21 protein-coding genes are annotated in these 23,002 nt (G+C 29.4%); 2 read left to right on the plus strand and 19 right to left on the minus strand.

Going from position 1 to position 23,002, the window contains the following annotated elements; all coding sequences use genetic code 11:
- Positions 1-55 precede the first annotated feature (55 nt).
- The 7 genes from hrcA to gpr all read right to left on the minus strand — a co-directional run bounded on the left by hrcA (position 56) and on the right by gpr (position 7,548).
- Complete coding sequence (gene hrcA / locus BUA21_RS03675) at positions 56-1,093, minus strand: heat-inducible transcriptional repressor HrcA (protein ID WP_072743314.1); 1,038 nt, start codon at positions 1,091-1,093, stop codon at positions 56-58.
- Positions 1,094-1,236: 143 nt separating this feature from the next.
- Positions 1,237-2,373 (minus strand): radical SAM family heme chaperone HemW, encoded by a 1,137-nt coding sequence (hemW, locus tag BUA21_RS03680; RefSeq protein ID WP_072743315.1) that lies wholly within the window; start codon positions 2,371-2,373, stop codon positions 1,237-1,239.
- 39 nt (positions 2,374-2,412) lie between these two features.
- Positions 2,413-4,227: a translation elongation factor 4 gene (gene lepA / locus BUA21_RS03685; protein ID WP_072743316.1), complete on the minus strand. Its 1,815-nt coding sequence runs from the start codon at positions 4,225-4,227 to the stop codon at positions 2,413-2,415.
- A gap of 87 nt (positions 4,228-4,314) precedes the next feature.
- Complete coding sequence (locus BUA21_RS03690; protein WP_143147122.1) at positions 4,315-4,593, minus strand: hypothetical protein; 279 nt, start codon at positions 4,591-4,593, stop codon at positions 4,315-4,317.
- A gap of 31 nt (positions 4,594-4,624) precedes the next feature.
- Positions 4,625-5,173 carry a signal peptidase I gene (gene lepB, locus BUA21_RS03695; protein WP_072743318.1) on the minus strand — a complete coding sequence of 183 codons (549 nt, stop codon included), beginning with the start codon at positions 5,171-5,173 and terminating at the stop codon, positions 4,625-4,627.
- 70 nt (positions 5,174-5,243) lie between these two features.
- A complete protein-coding gene (gene spoIIP, locus BUA21_RS03700) occupies positions 5,244-6,446 on the minus strand; it encodes a stage II sporulation protein P (RefSeq protein ID WP_072743319.1) in 1,203 nt (400 codons plus the stop codon).
- 127 nt (positions 6,447-6,573) lie between these two features.
- Complete coding sequence (gpr, locus tag BUA21_RS03705; protein ID WP_072743320.1) at positions 6,574-7,548, minus strand: GPR endopeptidase; 975 nt, start codon at positions 7,546-7,548, stop codon at positions 6,574-6,576.
- Between the two features lie 162 nt (positions 7,549-7,710).
- On the opposite strand from gpr, the gene rpsT reads away from it, so the two are divergent.
- Positions 7,711-7,986: a 30S ribosomal protein S20 gene (rpsT, locus tag BUA21_RS03710; protein WP_072743321.1), complete on the plus strand. Its 276-nt coding sequence runs from the start codon at positions 7,711-7,713 to the stop codon at positions 7,984-7,986.
- A 41-nt stretch (positions 7,987-8,027) separates the two neighbouring features.
- On the opposite strand, the gene holA is transcribed toward rpsT, so the two are convergent.
- The 5 genes from holA to arcA all read right to left on the minus strand — a co-directional run bounded on the left by holA (position 8,028) and on the right by arcA (position 14,815).
- Positions 8,028-9,077 carry a DNA polymerase III subunit delta gene (holA, locus tag BUA21_RS03715; RefSeq protein ID WP_072743322.1) on the minus strand — a complete coding sequence of 350 codons (1,050 nt, stop codon included), beginning with the start codon at positions 9,075-9,077 and terminating at the stop codon, positions 8,028-8,030.
- Positions 9,067-11,538, minus strand: coding sequence for a DNA internalization-related competence protein ComEC/Rec2 (locus BUA21_RS03720; protein ID WP_072743324.1), 2,472 nt, complete (start codon positions 11,536-11,538; stop codon positions 9,067-9,069). The genes holA and BUA21_RS03720 overlap by 11 nt, the downstream gene beginning before the upstream one ends.
- A gap of 19 nt (positions 11,539-11,557) precedes the next feature.
- Positions 11,558-12,496 carry a carbamate kinase gene (gene arcC / locus BUA21_RS03725; RefSeq protein WP_072743325.1) on the minus strand — a complete coding sequence of 313 codons (939 nt, stop codon included), beginning with the start codon at positions 12,494-12,496 and terminating at the stop codon, positions 11,558-11,560.
- A gap of 32 nt (positions 12,497-12,528) precedes the next feature.
- Positions 12,529-13,521, minus strand: coding sequence for an ornithine carbamoyltransferase (argF, locus tag BUA21_RS03730; protein ID WP_072743326.1), 993 nt, complete (start codon positions 13,519-13,521; stop codon positions 12,529-12,531).
- Positions 13,522-13,585: 64 nt separating this feature from the next.
- Positions 13,586-14,815 carry an arginine deiminase gene (arcA, locus tag BUA21_RS03735; protein ID WP_072743327.1) on the minus strand — a complete coding sequence of 410 codons (1,230 nt, stop codon included), beginning with the start codon at positions 14,813-14,815 and terminating at the stop codon, positions 13,586-13,588.
- A gap of 411 nt (positions 14,816-15,226) precedes the next feature.
- Here arcA and BUA21_RS03740 point away from each other — a divergent pair, with 411 nt between their 5' ends.
- The gene (locus BUA21_RS03740; RefSeq protein ID WP_072743328.1) at positions 15,227-16,111 is read left to right on the plus strand and encodes an alanyl-tRNA editing protein; all 885 of its coding nucleotides are present in this window, start codon (positions 15,227-15,229) and stop codon (positions 16,109-16,111) included.
- A 36-nt stretch (positions 16,112-16,147) separates the two neighbouring features.
- On the opposite strand, the gene BUA21_RS03745 is transcribed toward BUA21_RS03740, so the two are convergent.
- The 7 genes from BUA21_RS03745 to BUA21_RS03775 form a co-directional block, all read right to left on the minus strand.
- On the minus strand, positions 16,148-17,200 hold the full coding sequence (locus tag BUA21_RS03745) for a hypothetical protein (RefSeq protein ID WP_072743329.1): 1,053 nt from the start codon (positions 17,198-17,200) through the stop codon (positions 16,148-16,150).
- Between the two features lie 55 nt (positions 17,201-17,255).
- Complete coding sequence (locus BUA21_RS03750; protein WP_072743330.1) at positions 17,256-17,636, minus strand: universal stress protein; 381 nt, start codon at positions 17,634-17,636, stop codon at positions 17,256-17,258.
- A gap of 342 nt (positions 17,637-17,978) precedes the next feature.
- Positions 17,979-18,611, minus strand: coding sequence for a type II toxin-antitoxin system PemK/MazF family toxin (locus BUA21_RS03755; RefSeq protein ID WP_072743332.1), 633 nt, complete (start codon positions 18,609-18,611; stop codon positions 17,979-17,981).
- A 4-nt stretch (positions 18,612-18,615) separates the two neighbouring features.
- Positions 18,616-20,085: a hypothetical protein gene (locus BUA21_RS03760; RefSeq protein WP_072743334.1), complete on the minus strand. Its 1,470-nt coding sequence runs from the start codon at positions 20,083-20,085 to the stop codon at positions 18,616-18,618.
- Complete coding sequence (locus BUA21_RS03765) at positions 20,057-20,716, minus strand: hypothetical protein (RefSeq protein WP_072743336.1); 660 nt, start codon at positions 20,714-20,716, stop codon at positions 20,057-20,059. Before BUA21_RS03765 ends, BUA21_RS03760 begins: the two co-directional genes overlap by 29 nt.
- A 406-nt stretch (positions 20,717-21,122) precedes the next feature.
- The gene (locus tag BUA21_RS03770; protein WP_072743338.1) at positions 21,123-21,839 is read right to left on the minus strand and encodes an S-layer homology domain-containing protein; all 717 of its coding nucleotides are present in this window, start codon (positions 21,837-21,839) and stop codon (positions 21,123-21,125) included.
- A gap of 186 nt (positions 21,840-22,025) precedes the next feature.
- A complete protein-coding gene (locus tag BUA21_RS03775; protein ID WP_072743340.1) occupies positions 22,026-22,925 on the minus strand; it encodes a copper amine oxidase N-terminal domain-containing protein in 900 nt (299 codons plus the stop codon).
- Between the last annotated feature and the right edge of the window lie 77 nt (positions 22,926-23,002).

Genomic DNA, 23,002 nt, shown 5'->3' on the forward strand with positions numbered 1-23,002 from the left:
TGGTACCATAGCATCAATTCACACTTTAATAGAGTGTAAGAAAACTTACACCCCATTATTTCATGAAAAACTTGCCTATTATTTCATTTAAATTTATTGCCAACAAATTTACAGCATTTATAACTTTGAAATAATCCATTCTAGTAGGCCCTATAACACCTATTTTACCAATAGTATCCCCATCTAGTTTATAAGTAGCTGTTATGAGACTACAATTCTTTATTTCATCTATGGAATTTTCGCCCCCTATGGTTATTTCAAAATCATCTAGTGTGTTTTTTAACAGTATATCCACTACTAGATCTTTATCCTCAATAAAACTTAAAAATGACCTGGCTTTTGTGACATCACTATATTCAGGAAAATTGAATATATTCGTAACACCATCAGCAAAGACTTCTACATTTTCTACTTCTTCCAATGATTGATTGATAACAGGTATAATGCTTTCTATAATATTTTTATACTCATACATTTCTTTAAATACTACTGTATCTATTTCATTACCTATTTCTTCAATAGTCAGACCCTTAAGCTTTTCATTTAAGAAATTTGAAATAATATTTAATTGATCATTTGGTATTTGATTATCTATCCTAAAAATAGTGTTTTTAACTATTCCTGAATCACTAACAATGACTACCAATATTTCATATTCATCTATGGGTATAAGTTGAATATGTTTAATTGTACTCCTTTTAAATTGAGGAGCTATAGCCAAAGCTGTATAGTTTGTAATCTTTGAAAGTATCTTTGTTGAATTCTCAATGAGGTTATCCATTTCTACAGCTTCTTTTAATAAGTTTTTTTTGATTTCTTGTTTTTTTCTCATATCAATAAAAGCCCTTGGATCCTTTAAAAGCATATCCACATAGAGTCTATAGGCTTTATCTGAAGGTACTCTTCCTGCTGAAGTATAGGGCTTATTTAAATACCCTAAATCCTCCAAATCAGACATTTCATTTCTTATAGTTGCAGAGCTTACCCCTAAATCATATTTTTTAGAAATGGTTCTAGAACCAATAGGTTCTGCACTTGAAATATAGCTGTTTATGATGGCATGAAGTACCCGTAGCTTTCTTTCATCTAACATTTTATCACCCCATATAAATGTAGATTGATTTACAATAAAAGGGTTTTATTAGCACTCTATATTATTGAGTGCTAATCCTTACGATTTAAAGTTATCACTACTATTAAAATTTGTCAATACTTTTTAAGAAATTAATTCATTATTTATGGCAACAAATCTACAAAAACTAAATTACATAAATCTAAACCTTTTTCAGTTAATCTTATATTTTTATCATCAATATAAATTAAACCATTTTTCTTATGTTTATTAAAAATCTCCCTATATATATTATCAATTGAAACTCCAAATCTATTAAAAAAATCTTTTTTATCTATTCCCTGTACTAGTCTCAACCCTAGTATTAAATACTCTGCTATTTCCATTTCCCTATCAATCGTTTCTTCTCCACTTATAGGAAATTTATTTTTACTTAAAAATTCAAAATACTCCTGAAAATTTTCATAGTTCCAATACCTCTTTCCCCAAATATTTGAATGGGAACCAAGACCTACACCTATATAGGGTTTAAGTTTCCAATAGAACAAATTGTGTTTGCAAGCATATCCTTTTTTAGCTAAATTTGATATTTCATAATGTTCATATCCCTTAGATTGCAAATATTTCACCCCATCATGATACATTTTTCTTTCTTCTCCCTCATCAGGCAATATTATTTTCCCATTTTGGTACCAATCATAGTATTTAGTTCCTTCTTCTATTATTAAACTATAAAAAGATATATGCTCTACACCCAATTTAACAACTTCTCCCAAAGTGAAAAACAAATCATCAAAAGTTTGACCTGGCAGTCCAAACATTAAATCTACATTTATATTTGAAAAATTATACTTTCTTAAAAGATTGTATGTTTCATAGAAATCTTCTGAATTGTGAACTCTTCCAATCTTTTTTAATATATTGTCTCTTAAAGATTGACACCCTATACTCACTCTATTTATTCCCATTTCCCTATATATTTTAACTTTTTCTCTATCCATAGTTTTAGGATTTACTTCTATAGAAATCTCTTCTAAATTATCTACATTTAAATTTTCATAAATAGTTTCAAGTATTTTACCTATATATATTGCCTCTATAGAAGAAGGAGTCCCTCCTCCAAAAAAAATAGTTTTAATTGTATAATCTTCTAATTTATCTTTATATAACTTTATTTCATTGTTTAAATGATCTATGTAGTCTGGTATCAATAGTTTTTTATTTGAAAAAGAATTGAAATCACAATAATAACATTTACTTATACAAAATGGAATGTGTATATACAAAGCCAATTCTTTCATACCTTGCCTCCTAAAATTAATGCACACAAATTGTGTGCATTAATTTTTTTCATCATATTTTAAAACTGATAAAAATGCTTCCTGAGGAACTTCTACATTACCTATTTGTCTCATTCTCTTCTTTCCTTCTTTTTGTTTCTCAAGCAATTTCTTCTTTCTCGATATATCTCCACCATAGCATTTTGCAAGAACATCCTTCCTCAAAGCTTTAACTGTCTCTCTCGCTATTATCTTTGAACCTATGGAAGCCTGTACAGGTACAGCAAACTGATGCCTTGGTATTACATCTTTGAGCCTTTCAACAATAACTCTAGCTCTCTCATAAGACTTTTCCTCATGTACTATGATAGAGAAAGCATCTACCAATTCTCCATTTATCAAAATATCTAATTTAACTAATTCTGATTGTTTGTATCCTTTTAGATCATAATCAAGAGATGCATAACCTCTAGTTTTAGATTTAAGTGCATCGAAAAAGTCATATATAACTTCATTAAGTGGAAGTTCATAATGCATAACCACCCTTGTCTCTTCAAGATATTCCATATTTATAAATGTACCTCTTCGATTTTGACAAAGCTCCATTATAGCTCCTACATAGTCTGTTGGAGTCATTATAGACACATCTACAATAGGTTCTTCCATATATTCTATTTCAGTAGATGGTGGAAGATTGGTTGGATTTTGTATATAAAGCATTTCTCCATCTGATTTTTTCACTTTATATATAACACTTGGTGCAGTGGTTATAATATTTAAATCAAATTCTCTTTCCAGTCTTTCTTGTACAATTTCCATATGAAGAAGTCCTAAAAAACCACATCTAAAACCAAATCCTAAAGCTATAGAAGTTTCAGGTTCAAATACTAAACTTGCATCATTTACCTGAAGTTTTTCTAAAGCATCTCGAACCGAGTTGAAATCTTCTCCTTCTGCTGGATAAATACCACAATAGACCATTGGAGTTACTTTTTTATATCCTGGAAGGGGTTTTTCTGTTGGATTCTCATAGCTAGTGATAGTGTCCCCGACTCTTGCATCTTTTACATTCTTGATACTAGCAGTTACATATCCTACATCTCCCGCTTCAAGTCTATCTAGTGGTAATTGTTTAGACGCATTTACTCCCACTTCTACTACTTCATATACTTTGCCTGTTGACATCATCTGTATTTCCATTCCTGGTGCTATAGAGCCTTCAAATACTCTTATATATGAAACAACTCCTTTATAGCTATCATAGTATGAGTCAAAAATAAGAGCTTTCAAAGGTGCATTTATACCGCCCACCGGTGCTGGAACAGATGATACTATTTTTTCTAATACGGCTTGAATATTGGTACCTTCTTTTGCTGAAACAAGAGGTGCATCAGAGCAATCTATTCCAATCACATCTTCAACTTCTTTTTTTACTTCATCAGGTCTTGCACTTGGCAAATCAATTTTATTTATAATAGGGATTATCTCAAGATTTTGATCTAGAGCTAAATAAACATTTGCCAGCGTTTGAGCTTCTATTCCTTGAGTAGCATCTACTACTAAAAGTGCTCCCTCACAAGCTGCAAGACTTCTTGACACTTCATAGTTAAAGTCTACATGCCCTGGAGTATCTATTAGATTTAAAATATATTCTTCCCCATCATTTGCCTTATATATAAGTCTTATTGCTTTTAACTTAATAGTTATTCCTCTTTCTCTTTCCAAATCCATGCTATCCAACATTTGAGCATGCATTTCCCTTGAAGTTAAGAGTCCAGTTTTCTCTATGAGTCTATCTGCTAACGTAGACTTGCCATGATCTATATGAGCTATTATAGAAAAGTTCCTAATCCTTTTTTGTTTATCTTTTTGCATGTTTTTCCTCCTTAGAGTATGAGAATAATCTTAAATAATTATAGCAAAAAAAATAGTTTATGTAAATTAAATGACCAGATTTACTGGTCATTTAATACTTTTTATAAATTCTTTTATGAAATTTATAACATTTAAGTCGTAAGTTTTACCAAACAATTGAATTGAAGGTTTGACTTTCAAATTCAATAAAAAAATATGTTGATCTTGCACATAAGTAAGTTCTTGAATAGATTTTTCTGTTGCTTTTAGTCCTAAATAGAAAATAAACACAACGACTATAATTATCAAAAACTCAAAACGATATTTTGATTTTTCTTTTTTTTGTTTTCTAACACGTTCCACTCTAGTTTCCATAACAATCACCAAGATTATTATGGACATTTTTTTCTATTATATACTACTCTAATTTTCCAAATCTATCTCCAAAAGGGAAGTATCTAAAATTTGCTTTTCCCTTAATGGATTCCACAGAAATACATCCAAAATATCTGCTATCCTTACTTGCCCCTTCTTCTCTGTTGTCACCTAGAACAAATACATATCCTTTTGGAACCAACCAAGTATCTTCATCATAAGTATGAGTATAGGCATTTTCTGCTATATAATCTTCTTCTAAAATTTCACCATTTAAATATACTTTTCCATCCTTTATTTCTACCGTGTCTCCAGCCAAAGCTATAACACGTTTTATATAATCTTTACTAGGATTGTCTGGAGCCTTAAGTATTACAATATCGCCCCTACCAGGATTGGAAAAATACAAAGATATTTTATTTGTAAACAATCTGTCTTTTTCATGTAAGGTAGGATACATTGAACTTCCCAACACATAAGTAGTATTAAATATAAATGTTTTTATCAAAATAGCTACAATGACAGCAAAAAAAATGCTTTTTACCCATTCCATAGTCTCACTCTTTGCTTTTATTTTTTTATCTTCTTCCATGAGAATCCCTCCAAATGTGATACTGAGCTTATATTATTATAACACTTTTTTATATTAAAAAAAAGCAAAATCATTCCTGAACTTTGTCTATAACCACACTCAATATCTTTCCCACCAATTTTGCTGATTCTTGAGCCTCTTCTATAGTATTTAAATTACTACCTATTTCTATTAAAGCATAATAATTAGAAACAAATTGATTGAACTTGCCACTAGGCTTTATTATTATTCCTTTACATAGTCCGGGATAAAGAGTATCTGAAACTGATTTTATGTATTTTGCAAACTTCAAAACCTCGTCTACATTTGGAGAATCTGGACCAATAACTATAGAAAAAGTAGCTACATCTTTTCCATCTATCACAGTTTTAGATTGCTTTACTGCTTTGCTTTTATAACTTGCATTTTCCGGTATTCCATCCCTATGAATATCAAATACCACTTTTAAATTTTCATCATTCCCTATGGCATTTTTAATAGTGTTTAACGATCTTGTATATGAACCATTGTAAGAAGGAGAGTCATGATAAGTAGTTATATGAACAACACCATGGCCATTATTTTCTAAACTTTCAGAAACAATATCTCCAATAGTCAATACATTGTATTTTTTTTCTATAGTATGACATGTATTTTGTACAACTGGCAAATAAGCTTCTGTCCCATGAGTATGGTATATTAAAACATAGGGTTTCTCTTTGTTTATTTCCAATTTTTTGATATTTTGAGCAACAGGTATTCCTTCTAAATTTAGATTTTCTGATTTGATTTCGTTTTCCTGAAAAAACTCTCCTTCTTCACTTTCCATCAAATCTTCAACAAATATCAAATCTTCTAATTGTTGTATATCTAAATTATCATCTTTAGATACTTTTATATCTTTGTCTTTAGATATTGGTGTTGAAATCTTTCCATCTGTTAATGTAAATATAGCTGGAAATTGAGCCTTTATATAATTGTCTATATTCAAAGTATCTCTCAAATTCTTTCTAATTAACTCATATAGATTAATATCAATTCCTTTTTCTCCTTTTAAAAAAGCACTCATAGATGAATTTGAAGTAGATATGATTTTTAACAATATTTCCGATTTATCTATTCTGTCATGTTTCTCAAAGCTAAACACCTCAACGCTTTCTCCATAATCAGCTATAGGTTTCACATCATCTTTAAAATATTTCATCACAATTGTAGAACCCAAAAAAAATATAAACATACAAAAAAGAGCAAATAACACATAATAAAATCTTGTCCTATAAACCTTTGTATTCATATAAATGCACTCCTTTTCATGAAACTCACTAGTGGCAAGTTCTATGTATACTAAAATATTTAAAGTAGAACTTGCCTATTCATTATAAAAATATATTCTAAAAGGAAGATTTATATGAAAAAACTATTTATTTTATATATCTATTTACATCTTTTAAATCAATTCCTGGATGAAGAGCTATATTTAATCCATTTGCTATTACAATAGAGAGATTATCTATGAGCTCATCAATTTCCTTTGGAGTAACAATAGTATTAGGCATAAATGGCTCTAGTACTTCTCTTATTAGAGAATATTTTTCTTCTTTGGATAATTCAACTAACATTTCATAAAATTCAGAACCAAATTTTGCTTCTTTCATCATGGAGTCAATGATTAAATCTATAGTATCATTCACCATAGTAGCAGCATCTACTACAGTAGGAATTCCTATTGAAATAACAGGGACTCCTAGATATTCACTATTAAGTCCTTGCCTTTTATTTCCCACTCCGCTACCTGGGTTTATTCCTGTATCAGAAATTTGTATAGTAGTACTAATTCTATTCATATTTCTTGATGCCAGCGCATCAATAGCTATAACCAAATCTGGATTAGTTTTTTCTACAACTCCTTTTATAATCTCTCCTGTTTCAATCCCAGTAAGCCCCATAACCCCTGGAGATAATGCCGAAACATTAGCCATCTCTTCATCATCTTCTTTTTTATAGGAAACAAAAAAATGTCTTGTAACAAGAACTCTTTTTACTACTTTAGGTCCCAATGCATCTGGAGTCACATTCCAATTCCCCAGCCCTACTATAAGCGTTTTAGTTTTTTTAGTATTCTTTGCTATTGCCTTTATTTCTTTTGCCAATTGGATACTTATTTCATCTTTTAAATCTTCATTGGGATTTTTTAAATTGGGAACTTCTATAGTGATATATGTTCCTGTAGGTTTTCCCATGTTTTTTTCGCCAATTTTATCTAATATTTTAACTCTTGTTATAGTATAGTACTTTTCTTCCTCTATTTTGACCTCCACTCCGGGAACTTCTCTGTTTTCCCCTTCACTATACAATTCTCTAGCTTCAACAGCTAAATCTGTTCTTACTTGAAACATTAAAATCACTCCTCTTACTTTTTTCAAATTCTATATCTTAGTCATAACTATTTTTAGTATTATAAATTTTTTTATGTATTCTAAATAAAATCTATTTTGCCTTGCATTTTATAGACCTTCATGGTAAAATATTTCTTGTTAGATAATGGGGAGGTGAATTTATTGGCAAACATCAAATCAGCAGAAAAGAGAATTCGTGTTATTGATAAAAAAACTGAGATAAATAAAAGTAGAAAGTCAGAAATTAGAACATATATTAGAAAGTTTGATGAAGCAGTAGAAAATGGTAGTTTTGATGAAGCTAGGGAATTACTTAAAATTATAGATAAAAAGCTAAAAAGAGCTGCTACAAAAAATGTTGTTTCTAAAAATGCTGCTTCAAGAAAAGTTAGTCGTTTGACTAAAAGATTAAATAGTAAAGTAAATGAAGCTGTATAATATAAAACTTCGGTTATAACCCGAAGTTTTTTTGCTTTTTATTAGCATAATGTAACTATAAGCATCTCCAATACCAATTTAGAATTCATTGAGGTGCTTTTAAGTTTCTCATCTGCTTCTAAGCAAAGTTCCAATGCGTTATCTAATTTTTCATAAGAAAAACTTTTACACTGTCTAGATATCTTTCCAAACTCATAAGATCCAATACCCATCCTCTCCATAGATTCTTTTTGACCAAATCCACTTTCTTTTAAAGTCTTACATTGTCTTAAAAGCCGAAATTGTCTGATTATCATAAATAATATCTTAGGTAATGGCTCATTTAAAATACATATTTCATTAAATGTTTTTAAGGATCCATTTACATCTTTAGCTGCAATGCTATCTAACAATTTAAATATATTTGTATCTAAAGATTTAGCTACAATTTTATCTATATCATCTTTGGAAATTTCTTTTTTGTCCCTTGCAAAATTTGAAATTTGAGCTATTTGATTTTCCAAATCATACAATGTCTTATTCCCATCTCTAGATAAATACGATGAATATTGTACCAGATAATTTATACTTGGATAAGATATATTTTTGTTATATTTTCTAAACTCCTTTTCTATCCAATTATATAGATCTTTTCCCTTTATTCTTTCAAAATCCACGACTCCACCAATTTTATTAATTGTTTTAACTATAGATTTATTTTTGTCAACTTTTCTTTCTTTTTCAATAAATATAATCACTACATAATCTTCTAAAGTTTTAAGATATTCTTTTAATCCTTCATCTTTTTTAGATTCTATTTCATATTCTTCATCATCTTTTTTTCTTCTACTAAATATTCCCAAGTCTTTTACAACTACAATCTTTTTTTCAGACATAAAAGGTAGGGTTTCACAGGCATTGTATATTTCATTAAATTCTGTATCTTTCCCTTCAAAGCTTATATAATTAAGGGATTCAAGGCCCTGAGGAATATATTTTTCTTTTATCAAATTAAGAGAATAATCTATAAAATAATGTTCTTCTCCACAAAAAATATAAACTGTTTTTAAATTGTTATTCTTTATATCTACAATCAATTCTTCACATTTCATAATTTTCCCACTCCCTAAATATACAACAATTTTTTTTAGAAATATAATATGATAATAGCATATATATGAGTATAAAACTTATTTCTAATCCATAATTTAATATTATATCATTTATACTAGGCTTTTCTCTAATAAAAGTATAAATTTCACATTTATTTGGCCTAATATTTAATGTTATAAGTCCAGATTCATCAGTTCTATATATATCTATCCCCCTATCCTTATATCTCTCAAGAACTTCCTCATCGGGATGACCAAAATTATTTTTCCCAACTTGTATAAATCCATATTTAGGATTGAAAAAATCTATGAAATCTTCACTAGATGATGTGCTACTTCCATGGTGTGGAACTTTCAAAAAATCTATATTTTCTCTTTCATCTTGTACTAAAATAGATTCTGTTTCAGATTCTATGTCTCCTGTAAGCAGTGTTTTCTTATCAAAACTATCCAACAAAAGCACTAGTGACAAATTATTTTCATTATCTATATGCTTTAAATTAGTTTCTTCTTTAGGCCATAGAACTCTAATAGAAACATTTTTCCCAATATCTAGTTTTTGATTGTATCCAATTTTATAGACATTTACATTGTTCTCTTTAGCACTAGAAATTATATCATTGTAAATAGTACTATTTTCATTTTCATAAGCTATAAAAACCCTCTTTACTTTTATATTTTCCATAAGCAGTGGCAAAGACTTGCAGTGATCTTCATGAAAATGGGTGATAAAAACTCCATCTAGTGAAAATACTCCTTTTTTTACTAGATAAGGTAAAACTATATTTTCTCCTACGTCAAAATTTCCAAATACATTTCCACCTGTATCAACCAAAAAATATCTACCATTAGTTTCAATGAGCATACAATCTCCTTGTCCCACATCTATAAATTCTATAGTTAACTCCTTTTCCACCATAGGTAAAATAGATATAAACAATATACATACTATAAGATAATAAAAAATTGCCCTGTTTATCTCAAATGGGAAAACATCAACTCTAACAATCTTGAATATACAAAAAATAGCAAAATAATAAAGAAAAATTCCAAAAATACTTGACGAAAACATTTTGATGCTTCCTAAAGGTAGTGCATATATCATATTTAATACAATATTTTCCACATTTAAAATTTCATTCAATACAATCCCTAAAAAGCGGCAAATAAAACCACCTGCAAAGGAAAATAACAAAATGAAAAAAGCTATTATGACTCCTATTGAAAGTAAAGGTATCAATAAAAAATTTGCCAATATGCTCATAGGAGAAATACTGTTAAAGTAATACATGGTTATAGGAGCTACCCCTATTTGAACTGCCAATATACTATAAAGAGAAGTCATAGCCTTTCCTTTGTAAGGATAAAATTTGTTTCTCATCTCTTTAAGCAACAGCAATAATGATAGTGTAGCCATGAAAGATAATTGAAATCCTACATTGAAAAGCCATAGCGGATTATAAATAAGAAGTATAAATGCAGCAAAAGCTATAGTATTTATTTCATCATAAGCTCTAAATTGAATTTGAGAATACATAAGTACAGTAAACATTATAAGAGATCTAAGCACGGAAGGTGGAAAACCAATAAGATATCCATAAATCCACAAAATAGCTATGGTTGTTCCAATATTTATCTTTCTATTTATTCCCAATATCGCAAATGCTGATATTAAAAAAGATGAAATGATTCCAATATGCAAACCTGATACAGCCATCAAATGGGCTAATCCCATTTCTCTGTATTTAATTTGATAGTCTTGATCTAAATAAGACATTTCACCTAACATAATTGACTTCATCAATTGGCTATTTGTTGGATTTAAATACTCATCAAAAGTACCCTCAACTTTTGTTTTGAATTTTTTCCTGAAGACTTCTCCTGAATTCAAATTGTTTTTTGAAATAGTTTTTACAAAATGACTTCTAGTACTAATTGTAGTAAATATGTCATTGGTCTCTAAATACAATTTATAGTTAAAAAGCTTTGGATTTGTATTTGCTTTTGGTTCATTTAAAATACCAGAAACCTTTATCGCATCACCTATTTCATATTTTTCTTCTCCATAACATTTTAACAATACCTTTTCTTTTCCAGTATATATGTGACCATTATGATATATATTTTTAGTCTCTAAAACATAATTAGCAGAATCATCTTTATATCTCGCTTCCACAACTCTTCCTTCTATTTCTACGTTTTCGCCTACAAAAGACTTAAGGATACTATTTTCAATTTTCCCATACATAGCTAGCATTCCAATGATGAAAAATAGCAAATATATAACTAATAAATCTTTTTTATTTAAAAAAATGCAAACCAAAAACAAAGCTAAAGAAACTATTAGCCCCATAAGAATAAATTTAAAATCGATTTTTACATAATAATAAAAAACTATTCCTATAATTATAGGAATAGTAAATTGAACAAAAGGTTGATTAAAGTAAGTTTTTTTATACATAAAATCACCTATTAATTATTTACATAGAAATTCTTGTACCTTGTTTTCCCTTTACAGCTTCTAGGCAATTGTCTAATGAAGCTATAATAGCTACTCTGCCTTTTTTAGATTCAGCAAATTTTATAGCTGCTTCTACTTTTGGAAGCATGCTTCCACTTGCAAAATGACCTTCTTCAATATATTTTTTAGCTTCAGCAACTGTTATATCATCTAAATCTACTTGATTTGGCTTCCTAAAATTTAAAGAAATTTTATCAACTGCCGTAAGTATTAAAAGCGTATCTGCATCAAGATCTTCGGCTAATTTTTCACTTGCCAAATCTTTATCTATAACTGCAGCTACTCCCTTTAATTCACCATTTTCTTCTATAACAGGTATTCCACCGCCTCCAACAGTTATGACAACAGCACCAGAATCTACAAGAGTTTCAACTGTGTCTATTTCAACTATTCGTTTAGGAATTGGTGAAGCTACTACTCTTCTAAATCCTCTTCCAGCATCTTCTACTATATCATAGCCTTTTTCTTTCTTGAGTAAATTTGCTTCCTCTTCTGTATAAAATGGTCCAATAGGTTTCGTAGGATTCTTAAAAGCACTGTCTTCTTTATCTACTACAACTTGAGTCACAATTGTTGAAACTGCTTTTTTATTGCCTCTTTTTTGCAACTCATTTTTTAATGCTTGTTGTATATGATATCCTATCATTCCCTGACTCATTGCGCCACACACATCAAAAGGCATTGCTGGAGTGATATCATTTGCCGCTTCATTTTGGAGGACTATTCTACCCACTTGGGGTCCATTTCCATGAGCAATAACTACTTTGTATCCTTCGCCTATTAAATCGGCAATATATCTAGTAGTATCTTTAACTACTTCAAGTTGAGCTTCAGCTGTTGCTGGCTTTCCTGATGCTTGTAGGGCGTTTCCTCCCAATGCTACTACTATTTTTTCCAAACAGATTTCCCCCTTCTAAAATATCTATATAACTATTTTCCTAAAGTAGCCACCATTACAGCTTTTATAGTATGCATTCTATTTTCGGCTTCATCAAATACAACTGAATGTTTACTTCTAAATACTTCATCTGTTACTTCCATTTCTTTTAAACCATATTTTTCATATATTTCCTTACCTACTTCTGTTTCCAAGTCGTGGAAAGCTGGTAGACAATGTAAGAATAAAACTTCTTCATCTGCCATTTTCAACATATCCATATTTATTTGATAAGGTTTAAGTAATTTGATTCTCTCTTCAAAATGAGCTTCTTCTCCCATAGATACCCAAACATCTGTATATAGGACATCTGCGTCTTTTACTCCTTCTTCTACTGATTTTGTTATAGTTATTTTTGCTTTGTTTTCTTCTGCTATTTTTCTTGCTTCTGCTACCAATTCTTCTTCTGGAAATAATTCTTTTGGTGATACTATTCTAAAGTCCATACCCATTTTTGCAGCACCAATCATCAAAGAATTTGCCATATTGTTTCTTCCATCTCCAATATAAGCAAGTTTGATTCCCTTTAAATATCCTTTATGTTCTCTAATAGTTAAGAAATCCGCCAATATTTGGGTTGGATGATATTTGTCTGTAAGACCATTCCAAACCGGAACACCAGAATATTCTGCAAGAGCTTCTACAGTTTCATGCTTGAATCCTCTAAACTCTATACCATCAAACATTCTACCTAATACTTTTGCAGTATCCTCTACACTTTCTTTTTTCCCTAATTGTATATCGCCTTTTCCTAAATACTCTGGATGAGCTCCTTCATCTATTGCTGCTACAGTAAAAGCACATCTAGTTCTAGTTGAAGGTTTTTCAAAAATTAAAGCTACGCTTTTTCCTTCTAAATTTCTAGGTCTAATCCCAGCATATTTTTGTCTTTTCAATTCAGCTGCTAACTTCAATAAATAATCAATCTCATCTGGTGTGTAATCCTTTAATGTCAAAAAATTTCTTCCTTTTAAATTGTAAGCCATATTAAACCTCCTATCATGTTATTTATTTAAATAGAGATTTTAATAATCTCTATATTTTCAAAAATTAAATATCTTCTCTCGAAAAAGGCATACTCATACATCTTGGACCTCCACGTCCCCTCACTAATTCAGAACTGTCCAATCTATGAACTATAATGCCATTGTCCTCTAAAATCCTATTTGTAATATAATTTCTTCCATAAACAATCACTTCTCCTGGAGCAATAGCCAAAGTATTCGATCCATCATTCCATTGTTCTCTGGCTGCATCTACAATATTTCCACCACCACATCTTATTAAAGATACTTTGTCCAATTTCAAATATTTCATGAGTATATCTTCTAATTCGCTTTCTTCTTTTTCTATAGATAATTTTTCTTTGCCATGTACACTTTTAGTAATAGAAAATACAGTTAATGGTCCTTCTATTTCTGGATGTATAGTAAATTTGTTATAATCAATCATAGTAAATACTGTATCAAGATGCATAAAAGCTCTCTTTTTAGGAATGTCAAAAGCTAGAACAGTTTTAAAGCCACTATCTGACCACAATATGTTTCTAGCAAATTTTTCAATAGCTGCTGAATCAGTTCTCTGTGAGATACCAACTGCCATGACTTCATTGTTTAATATCAAGATGTCTCCGCCTTCAATAGAATACCTTTCATCCCTATTATACCAAATAGGAATATCTACGTCTTTAAATTTTGGATGATATTCAAAAATATATTTTGCAAAAAGAGTTTCTCGATTTCTAGTCTCTGTCCTCATATGATTTATGCAAACACCATTTCCAACTATAGCAAAAGGATCCCTTGTAAAATACAAATTTGGCATAGGATCTAATATAAATGGATAATCGCAATCAAGCATATCAGATAAAGAATGAATTTTATGATTCTTGATTTCAGTTTTTCTAATTCCTGCCATCATTTTGTCAACAAGTTCACTATTTGATAAACTGTCAAAATATTCTTTTATTGTTTCCCTACTTCCTTCACCAACAACACTTGATTCATCAAGAAAATCGTCAATAAACTTTTCTCTCACTTTCCCATTTGCAATTGCTTCGCTTGCCAAATCCTCTAAATATATTACTTCTACTCCGTTCTCATTAAATATTCTAGCAAATTCGTCATGCTCCTTAATCGCATTTTCAAGATAAGGTATGTCATCAAACAATAGCCTATCTAAACAATCTGGTACCAAATTTTCCAGTTCTTTTCCTGGACGATGTAACAACACAGTATTTAATTTTCCAATTTCAGATTTTACATTCAATGGATTTTTCAAAGGTACTCCCCCTTTTTATGCACTAATATACATTTGAAACACTTTTCAAACGAAAGGATATTTTATAGTTAAATTATAACTTTAAATTGTCATTCATGTCAAGCAAAAATAAATATTTATTCATGCAGTGTATGTTTATACATTTTTGTGATGCATTTTAGTGCAAATGTTTTCTTTAAGTATAAATACAAGCATATTTATACTTTTCTATTTCTATTCATTCTATTTAAAGACCATATTACAAGCAACATCCCAGCCATAACGAGCAAATAACCATCAGGTTTCATTTTCCCAGCCCCCTTGTGTATTTATTATATCACAAGTTTATTTTCCTTTGAAAATTACTTTTTCCTTAAAAAAATGATAAAATATATAATAGTAAAGATATTAATAGGTATATGAGGTGAAAATATGACAGAAAAAATATATCTCAAAAATCCATATATAACTGAAATAAATGCAAGAATAATAGAAAAAAAATATAATAACAACAAATTTCATTTAAAACTTGATAGAACTATATTTTATCCAAACCTTGCCGGTGGACAACCTAGAGATAAAGGAACTATAAATGGTATAGAAGTAATAGACACATATGAGGAAAATAATGATATCATTCATATAATCAACGAAAATATAGACAACAGCAAAGTTCAGTTGTCTATAGATTGGGATACCAGATTAGATCATATGCAGCAGCATACAGGTCAGCATCTCCTTTCTTCAGTATTTTATAAACTATACAGTGCAGAAACTGTAGGTTTTCATATTGGAGAAGATTGTGTGTACATTGACATTACTCTACCCAAATTAGAACGTGAAGATATAAAACGAGTAGAAATTGTTGCGAACAAAATTATCTATTCAAACTTTTCAATAAATACTTATATTGTTCAAAAAAATGATTTGACTAAAATACCATTACGAGAAAAACCTATTGTAGATTCAAATATTAGAATTGTAGAAATAGATGAAATAGATTATTCTCCTTGTTGTGGCACTCATCATAGAAATACAGGAGAAATAGGTATGATAAAAATAAGAAAGTGGGAAAAATACAAAGGAAATACTAGAGTTGAATTTGTCTGTGGAAACAGAGCTTTAAAGAACTACTCACAAATAAATTCACAAATAAATGATATTTCTGATCTTCTTTCTACAAAAGATACAGATGTATATGAAAAAATAGAAAAACTTTACACTCAAAAAGAAGAATTAGAAAAAGAAAACATTGCTCTTAAAAAAGAACTCTTGAAATACAGATGTGAAAAACTCATAAATAAAGAGGAGTTTTAGATTTTATGCCTAAACTCCTCTTCAATAGAAAATCTTTTATAAATTTTCAATTTCACTAATGATATATTCTTTTTCCTTATTCACTCCATCAAAGTCAATAGCAAGATGATAATATTTTTCTAAAATATCATGATTTGCTTTGGCATTAAATAAATTAGATATTCCTAAATCCATTAGTTCTTTATAAACTTTATAATCATTTTCATTTTTTCTTGAAGTATCAAAATATTTATTTAAATCTATTTTTTTTAAATAATTGTCTCCTATTGTAGCACTAGTTGTAAATCCTATACTTAGCTCTGGAATCAGGACTGTATTTATTTTTTGTGGAATAAAAGGATCATGATAAACTTCTACATAGTAGCCTCTAATTTTGCTATTTTCATAAACTCTATCTAATAACATAGTTTTACCAGTACCATAGTCTCCAGTTACAAAATACACCCTTTCTAAGCCTTCTAAAAGAGTATCTGTATAATCTACAAAGCCACTGGGAGTAAATGCACTACCAAATAGATGTCTTTCACCACCCAATAGGTTTTTATTCCCTTCTGTAGAATATATTTCTGCTATTAAATCTAATATCATTCTATTCATACTTTTAAAATCAACACATTCACTATTTTCTTCTATTATTTGATTTAGTATTTGTCTAGCAGCTCTAAAATATGAATAGGTTCTTCTATAACAGTTTTTGTTGCCACTTTTCGCATTTATTATGATATCTTTATTTTCCATAAGCTTTTCACTATCTATATATCTTCCAAGATCAATTATCTCATCCATTATCCCAGGAAGTTCTGGATCTATTATGTGGGGTGCTGTTCCATCTAATATGGCAATATCTAGTTCCTGTACAACTATTCCATCTACTGAATATCTATCTGAAGGGCAATGATGATATTCAATACCATATCCTTTTTCTAGCATTTCATCTCCAATTTCAGTCATGATTGTAGATTTTCCTGAGCCTGGCCCACCCTTCAAAATAAATTTTTTCTTATGTATATTGTTGGTAATATACTTGTGATATGAAAAAAAACCTTCTGAAGTATTTCCTCCAGGAAACATCCTCTTTATACCTATCACGAAATTCCTCCTTCAATATTAATTTTAAAGGCTAATACAACATACATCTATACTTTTATAATATGACAAATTCTACTTCTGGTAACATTTTATTTAATTTAAAAGTTAAGTTTTGACTTCCTCCGCCATCTGCATCTGGCGATGCTCCCATGAGTATATGGGTAATCTTATTTTTCACTGCAAAATCTTCTATAGTTTTAACCACATCTTTCGATCTTAATACAGTTAAATTAGCCCCAACCTTTTTTGATACATTAAATAAATATTCTAAAGCTTCCCCATCACTATTATTATTTAAAAAATTGTCTTTTTCATTCACTACATGTATTACAAATAATTTATCATTATCAGTCTTTAACATCTCATAGCCACTTAGTATCAATCTTTCACAAGTTTTCTGTTGAGTAACACATACCATGATATTTTTATTCTTCATCAAAAATCCTCCTTTTAAAAAAGTACGGCCATTATTATTATATCATGAATAAGCTCATAGGTTTTCTTAATTTTTGTTAACTATTTAACATATAAATAGCCCTCACCTCATGACAAGTAACGATTTCATGCCATAAAGTGAGGGCTTTACTACTTTGCGACAGTGAGAACCGTCCCCGCTGTAGCAAAAAATCAAAAAACGAATAGAGCATCCTCAATAAGGACGCTCTATTGCCGACAAAGTGCCAACTTTGTCATATCTGAATAATTTCGTACCAGTAGGTCGCCAAACCTACTATAACTGTATCTACAGTATACTATATTATATGCATATTGTCAATTTTTATTTCATATTTTCTATTTTATCTGTTAAGTAATCTACTTTCCCTTTTAGCGAATGAATGGTATTCTGTTGTTTCGTTAAAATGTCTGACATTCCTAAAGCATTAAACAATTTCATATCTATCTCATCAACTTCTTCTTTTAGAGTACATACTTTTAATAGAATTCTCTCTTTACCAACAGTTTTTATTTGCCCTAGATCAATAATTCCTGTTAAAAATGAAGATTGTTTTTTTTCATTAAGGTACTCATATCTACCTTTTATAGGAATTTGAATATCCCGTATAGTTAATTTACTATTTGATATGATTGCACAGGTAAATACTGGAGACTTAAAGTTATAAGCATTGGATTGAAGAACTACACAAGGCCTAATTTTATTTTCTTCACTCCCTATGTTTTCTCCCAAATCAACAAAATAAACTTCTCCTCTCTTAACCGTCCACTTCCTTTGATGTTTTTTCCCATCCTCATAACAAATTTTCCTAGTAGTCCAATTTATAATCTTTTGTGTCTTCCCAAGTTCAATTTTCATATTGCTAGCATCCCCTTTTATATTTAATTGAATTTTTATAACCTTGTCATTCAAAATTGTAACCTCATACTTTATCTTTTCTTTTCCTTTCCTTTTCATCTATCTACTTTTTAATTATCCCAAATGGTCTTGCCTCTTTTAAATTATAATCAGCATTTACTACACCATAAAAATTATTTATCCCTTCTTCTAATATAACTATAGGAACTTTAAATTTTACTTCTTGAGATGTACCACCTTTGGATTTTATATTTATACTCTCTATCACCTTGTCTCCTCTATATAGATCTACTACAGTTGGTATCTCTTTTTCTGTCCCTTTTAAATTTACATTATAACTTAATTCTATTTCCCCTTTATCTTTTTTATCTACTTCTATTTTATGTTTATTTGCTATTATCTCAAAATCTTCTTCACCAGGAATTACTACTTTAATTTCTAATATATTATTTTCTAATTGATCAGCACGTTCATATTCTATAGGATAAGGTTTGGTTAAATTAAAATCACTATTTACTACGGCATAAAATTTATGTTCACCTTTACTTAAACCTTCTAAATTTAACTTCATATCTATGTCTTCAATTATCTCTTCCTCACCATTAGTAGTCCCCTTTAACTCGATTTCTTTCTTGTTTATTTCCTTTCCTTTTTCATCATATAAAATTACATTTGTTTTCTTATTATCTTCTGTTATATCAAAAACTTTAAAAACAGTCATTAAAATATCTAATTCTTTTTGATTTTCTTCTACTTTATATTCTAAAGGTTTCTCTTCTTCAGTATATTCATCATTAGGCTCTCTTCCCAATATTCCTAATTCTAAACTTTGGATACTTAAACCTCCATATATAATATTATTTTCATATCCCCCAGCTTTATATTCTTTTAACCCTTTAATATCATCAAACATTCCTAATAATGCATTAATATCTTGTCTTTTATTTTTCTCTAAATGCCCTAAATTTAAACCTACTACTGTATTCATTCCAGCTATAGGATTATCATATTCATCAACGAACATACTTAAAGGAGAATTCTGTGATGCATATTTAGAATTAAATACTGAAGTTTTTAAATCTAAATATATTGTTTGATAATCATTTAATAAATTCCAATCTATTTCTACAGGTATCAACATTGTTAATATACCTATCTTACGATCTCGAGCAAACCAATAATCTAATTGTGTTCCTTTTGGTAATTCTTTTCTTAAATTTGAAATAAGATCATCATTTAAATTCATATATTCAGAAGGAGCTGATACTACATAAAATATAGAAGTTTTCCCTTTTACTCTTTCTAATCCTTTTACTTTATAATCAAATGTAAACCTTATTGATCCATCTGGCTTTACAGTTGTTCCTTTAAATCCTTCTTGTTTTACCATTATATCTACAGGCTCTGTTGGTTTTATATAGTAAGTCCTATGTGTAGAACCATTAGCTGTATTAAACCATACTACTGCCTGTCCATTATTTCTTGATGTTGGAGGTACTGTTATTGTTACTGCTTTTAAAAATTTATCTAAATCTCCTCCAAAATTATGTGTAAAAATCTTTTCCTCCTGCAAATTCAGGTGTTCTATTTACTACATTTTTTGCCCATCGTTCTAATACATATCTACCACATTTCAGTTTATCATCTTTAGGTGCATTTTTCCCTAAATATAATTCTCCTACTTTTTTAATATCATTATAACCTGTTTGATATGGTCTTACTTTACCTGACCATTTTATTTTATGATCTTTATATTTAGTTGTATCTTTTATTATTTGAGGATTTGACATAGGATCTTCATTATATTCTATGTTTGTTACATATCTTCCATCTTTTGTGTATCCTAAATATAAGGCTTTTCCATATCTATCATGCTTTTGTTCTTGCTTAGGTATTAATGATCCATACCCATAATACATTACATTTTTTAATAATACTGAATCAAAGTTTAAGTCATAATTAAATATGCTATCTTTAGGTGGAAATGCATGTGTCCAATAATATGTCCAAAACTCTCTTGCATCTTCTTTGGTTTTAAAACTTGTTGGATATGCCTTTAAAGCCTTTTTAATCTCTGCAAAACTCTTTATCTTTGATAAATCTATTGTGTTATCCCCTTTTTCATCACTTGCAAAGGCACCCCCAGTAAATGAGAGTGCCATTATTATTAACATTATTATACTTATATATCTCTTTTTCTTCATTCCCTTTCCCCCTCTTTTATTCCCAATTTGAAAAACCAAATCTTAAGGTCATTTCTCCATATCCTCCAGCAGGTTCTACACAACCATATTTACCAAAATCATAATATTGTGGAACTTTATCTTTCATATGCTTTACTTCTATTATGTTTATTACCTCTTTTATATCACTATCTGTAAATCTTCCTGTTGATTTTAATAAATCTATTATTAATGGCTTGTTTTCTTTGTAGTCCTCAAAAAATATATTAAACCCAGTGGAATCATCAGTATAACTTATTATAGTTCTATTTGTACTCTTTTCTTTTAATTCAAACCCTGTACCAGGATCTCCACCATCATCAACCTTTAGTCCATACTTATCCGCTACTTTGTTTGCAAAGGCATAACTGCTATTATTCTTTTCTACTTACTTTATTCCTTTTTCTTCTGCTAGTTTCTTGAAATCTTCATCTGTGACTACTGTTTCATCTTTTGGTACTCCTTTTATTCCACCCATCTCTCTTGCTCCTACAGTTGATGGCTTACCTTTAAATGTTGTTACACCTTTTGTTTCTAATCTCCTTAAAAAGGCTACTGCCTCTGCTCTTTTTACTGCAGAATCTTTGTCATAACTTTCAAAATCTAATCTTCCACTTATTTTCCCATCACTTAAATCATTTTCATATAAATAATATATGGCTTGTCTTTCATTTAAATTAAATCCATTCTTAGCTGCTACTATCCTTGCTAATTGCCCTCTTGATAATCCTGTATTCTTTACTTTATCACTTTTATATCCTCCTAAAGGTATTGCATATTCCTCTAAGGCATCATATACCTCTTTTGCCCAATGCTCTCCTTCTTTAACTTTTAAATTACTTACATCTAATACTTTTGCATAACCAGTCATTAACTTTGCAAATTCTGCCTCGTTCACCTGCTTTTTAGGTTTAAAAGTCCCATCAGGATACCCTTCTACTATCCCTTCTTTTACTCCCCATCTTACAGGTTCCTTTGCCCATTGTTCTGTTACATCTTTGAAGTCTATATTATCTGCATAAGTATTATTTGATAAAAATGCTAAAACTAATATTCCCATTAGTAGTCTCTTTATATTCTTTTTACCTTTTCTTTCTCTTTTCATTATCAAAACCCCCTGTATTCATATTTGTTATATTTATTATAACAGATATGGGCAAAAGTGGAATATGTATATAATAAACCAGATAAATTTTGGAATGAATTAAAAAATCAAAAAATAAAAAAGGCTTCCAATGAAAGCTTTTAGCAATCAAGGAAACCTTTTTGCGACAGTTCTCTCGCTGTCGCATTATCCAGCAAATGAAAAGGCATCTTTCGAATAGGGATCAAATTTATAGATGACATAATTTGCTCCTTGATAAAATACATATACATCACCTGTATATTTGTCTACAAAAAAATCAAATACAACTGGTATTATATAATATCTATCATTCTCACCCTTTATATACAACTTATTGGAAATAAAATTTCTCCATCCATCTTCTTCACTCAAGTTTTTATCTGATAAATTACCTTTGTAAGATTCGTATTTTTTCCCATAAACTGTTTCATATGCCTTTTCAAGTTCTTTTCTGAGAATGGCTAACGCCTCTTCATTCGAAAGAGGTTCTACAAACGTTGGATACTTATTGATCATGATCTGTTTATAGTTAGGTAAAATAGGAAATTGTCCTTCAACAATATTTTCTCCATCATAATAATTGAATTTTGCCCCAAATTGTTCAGAAATAAATTTTAAAGGTACATATATTTTATCTTCTATTTTTTGTGTTTCAATATCCAATGTGTAATTTTCATTATTTACTCTGGCATACTTTTCATTAATGAATAAATCAATTTTTTTGCCCTTAAGAGTTACAGAAATTATATCTTCATTATCGTTTTCTTTGATCTTTGCATTAAATAGAGTAGAAATAACCTCAGTAGGAACAATAGGCTCCCCATCAACAATTTTTACAATAGCTCCTTCAACTACAGAACCATTAAAAAACAAAAAAACATTTTCTTTGAGGTTAAGCATTTCTTCTGAACCATCATAGTACTCAATTATAGGCTGCTCTTCATCAAATCTGATATTAAGATAACTTATATTCGTAGATTCTACCTTACTATTAGTGTAAAATCTATTTAATAAAATTACAACAATTACTAAAATAGCAATAAACAATGGTAATTTTAATTTCATATCCTACCCTTCTCTCTTTTAAAAATTATCTATTCATCACCCAAAATACTACTGTATGGCATAAAGAATTTAGACCT

Source organism: Sporanaerobacter acetigenes DSM 13106 (genome assembly GCF_900130025.1).
Taxonomy (GTDB): Bacteria; Bacillota; Clostridia; order Tissierellales; family Sporanaerobacteraceae; genus Sporanaerobacter; species Sporanaerobacter acetigenes.

Bases quoted from the DNA above. Each gene is read 5' to 3' on its own strand.
- lepA (WP_072743316.1), bottom strand. From the start codon at position 4,227: ATGCAAAAAGATAAACAAAAAAGGATTAGGAACTTTTCTATAATAGCT.
- BUA21_RS03770 (WP_072743338.1), bottom strand. From the start codon at position 21,839: ATGAAAAGAGAAAGAAAAGGTAAAAAGAATATAAAGAGACTACTAATG.
- BUA21_RS03775 (WP_072743340.1), bottom strand. From the start codon at position 22,925: ATGAAATTAAAATTACCATTGTTTATTGCTATTTTAGTAATTGTTGTA.
- gpr (WP_072743320.1), bottom strand. From the start codon at position 7,548: ATGTTTCAAGTAAGAACAGATTTAGCTGTTGAAGCTAGAGAATTGTAT.
- BUA21_RS03765 (WP_072743336.1), bottom strand. From the start codon at position 20,716: ATGAAGAAAAAGAGATATATAAGTATAATAATGTTAATAATAATGGCA.
- hemW (WP_072743315.1), bottom strand. From the start codon at position 2,373: ATGAAAGAATTGGCTTTGTATATACACATTCCATTTTGTATAAGTAAA.
- BUA21_RS03720 (WP_072743324.1), bottom strand. From the start codon at position 11,538: ATGTATAAAAAAACTTACTTTAATCAACCTTTTGTTCAATTTACTATT.
- argF (WP_072743326.1), bottom strand. From the start codon at position 13,521: ATGGCTTACAATTTAAAAGGAAGAAATTTTTTGACATTAAAGGATTAC.
- spoIIP (WP_072743319.1), bottom strand. From the start codon at position 6,446: ATGAATACAAAGGTTTATAGGACAAGATTTTATTATGTGTTATTTGCT.
- BUA21_RS03740 (WP_072743328.1), top strand. From the start codon at position 15,227: ATGACAGAAAAAATATATCTCAAAAATCCATATATAACTGAAATAAAT.
- hrcA (WP_072743314.1), bottom strand. From the start codon at position 1,093: ATGTTAGATGAAAGAAAGCTACGGGTACTTCATGCCATCATAAACAGC.
- holA (WP_072743322.1), bottom strand. From the start codon at position 9,077: ATGAAATGTGAAGAATTGATTGTAGATATAAAGAATAACAATTTAAAA.
- BUA21_RS03750 (WP_072743330.1), bottom strand. From the start codon at position 17,636: ATGAAGAATAAAAATATCATGGTATGTGTTACTCAACAGAAAACTTGT.
- lepB (WP_072743318.1), bottom strand. From the start codon at position 5,173: ATGGAAGAAGATAAAAAAATAAAAGCAAAGAGTGAGACTATGGAATGG.
- BUA21_RS03755 (WP_072743332.1), bottom strand. From the start codon at position 18,611: ATGAAAAGGAAAGGAAAAGAAAAGATAAAGTATGAGGTTACAATTTTG.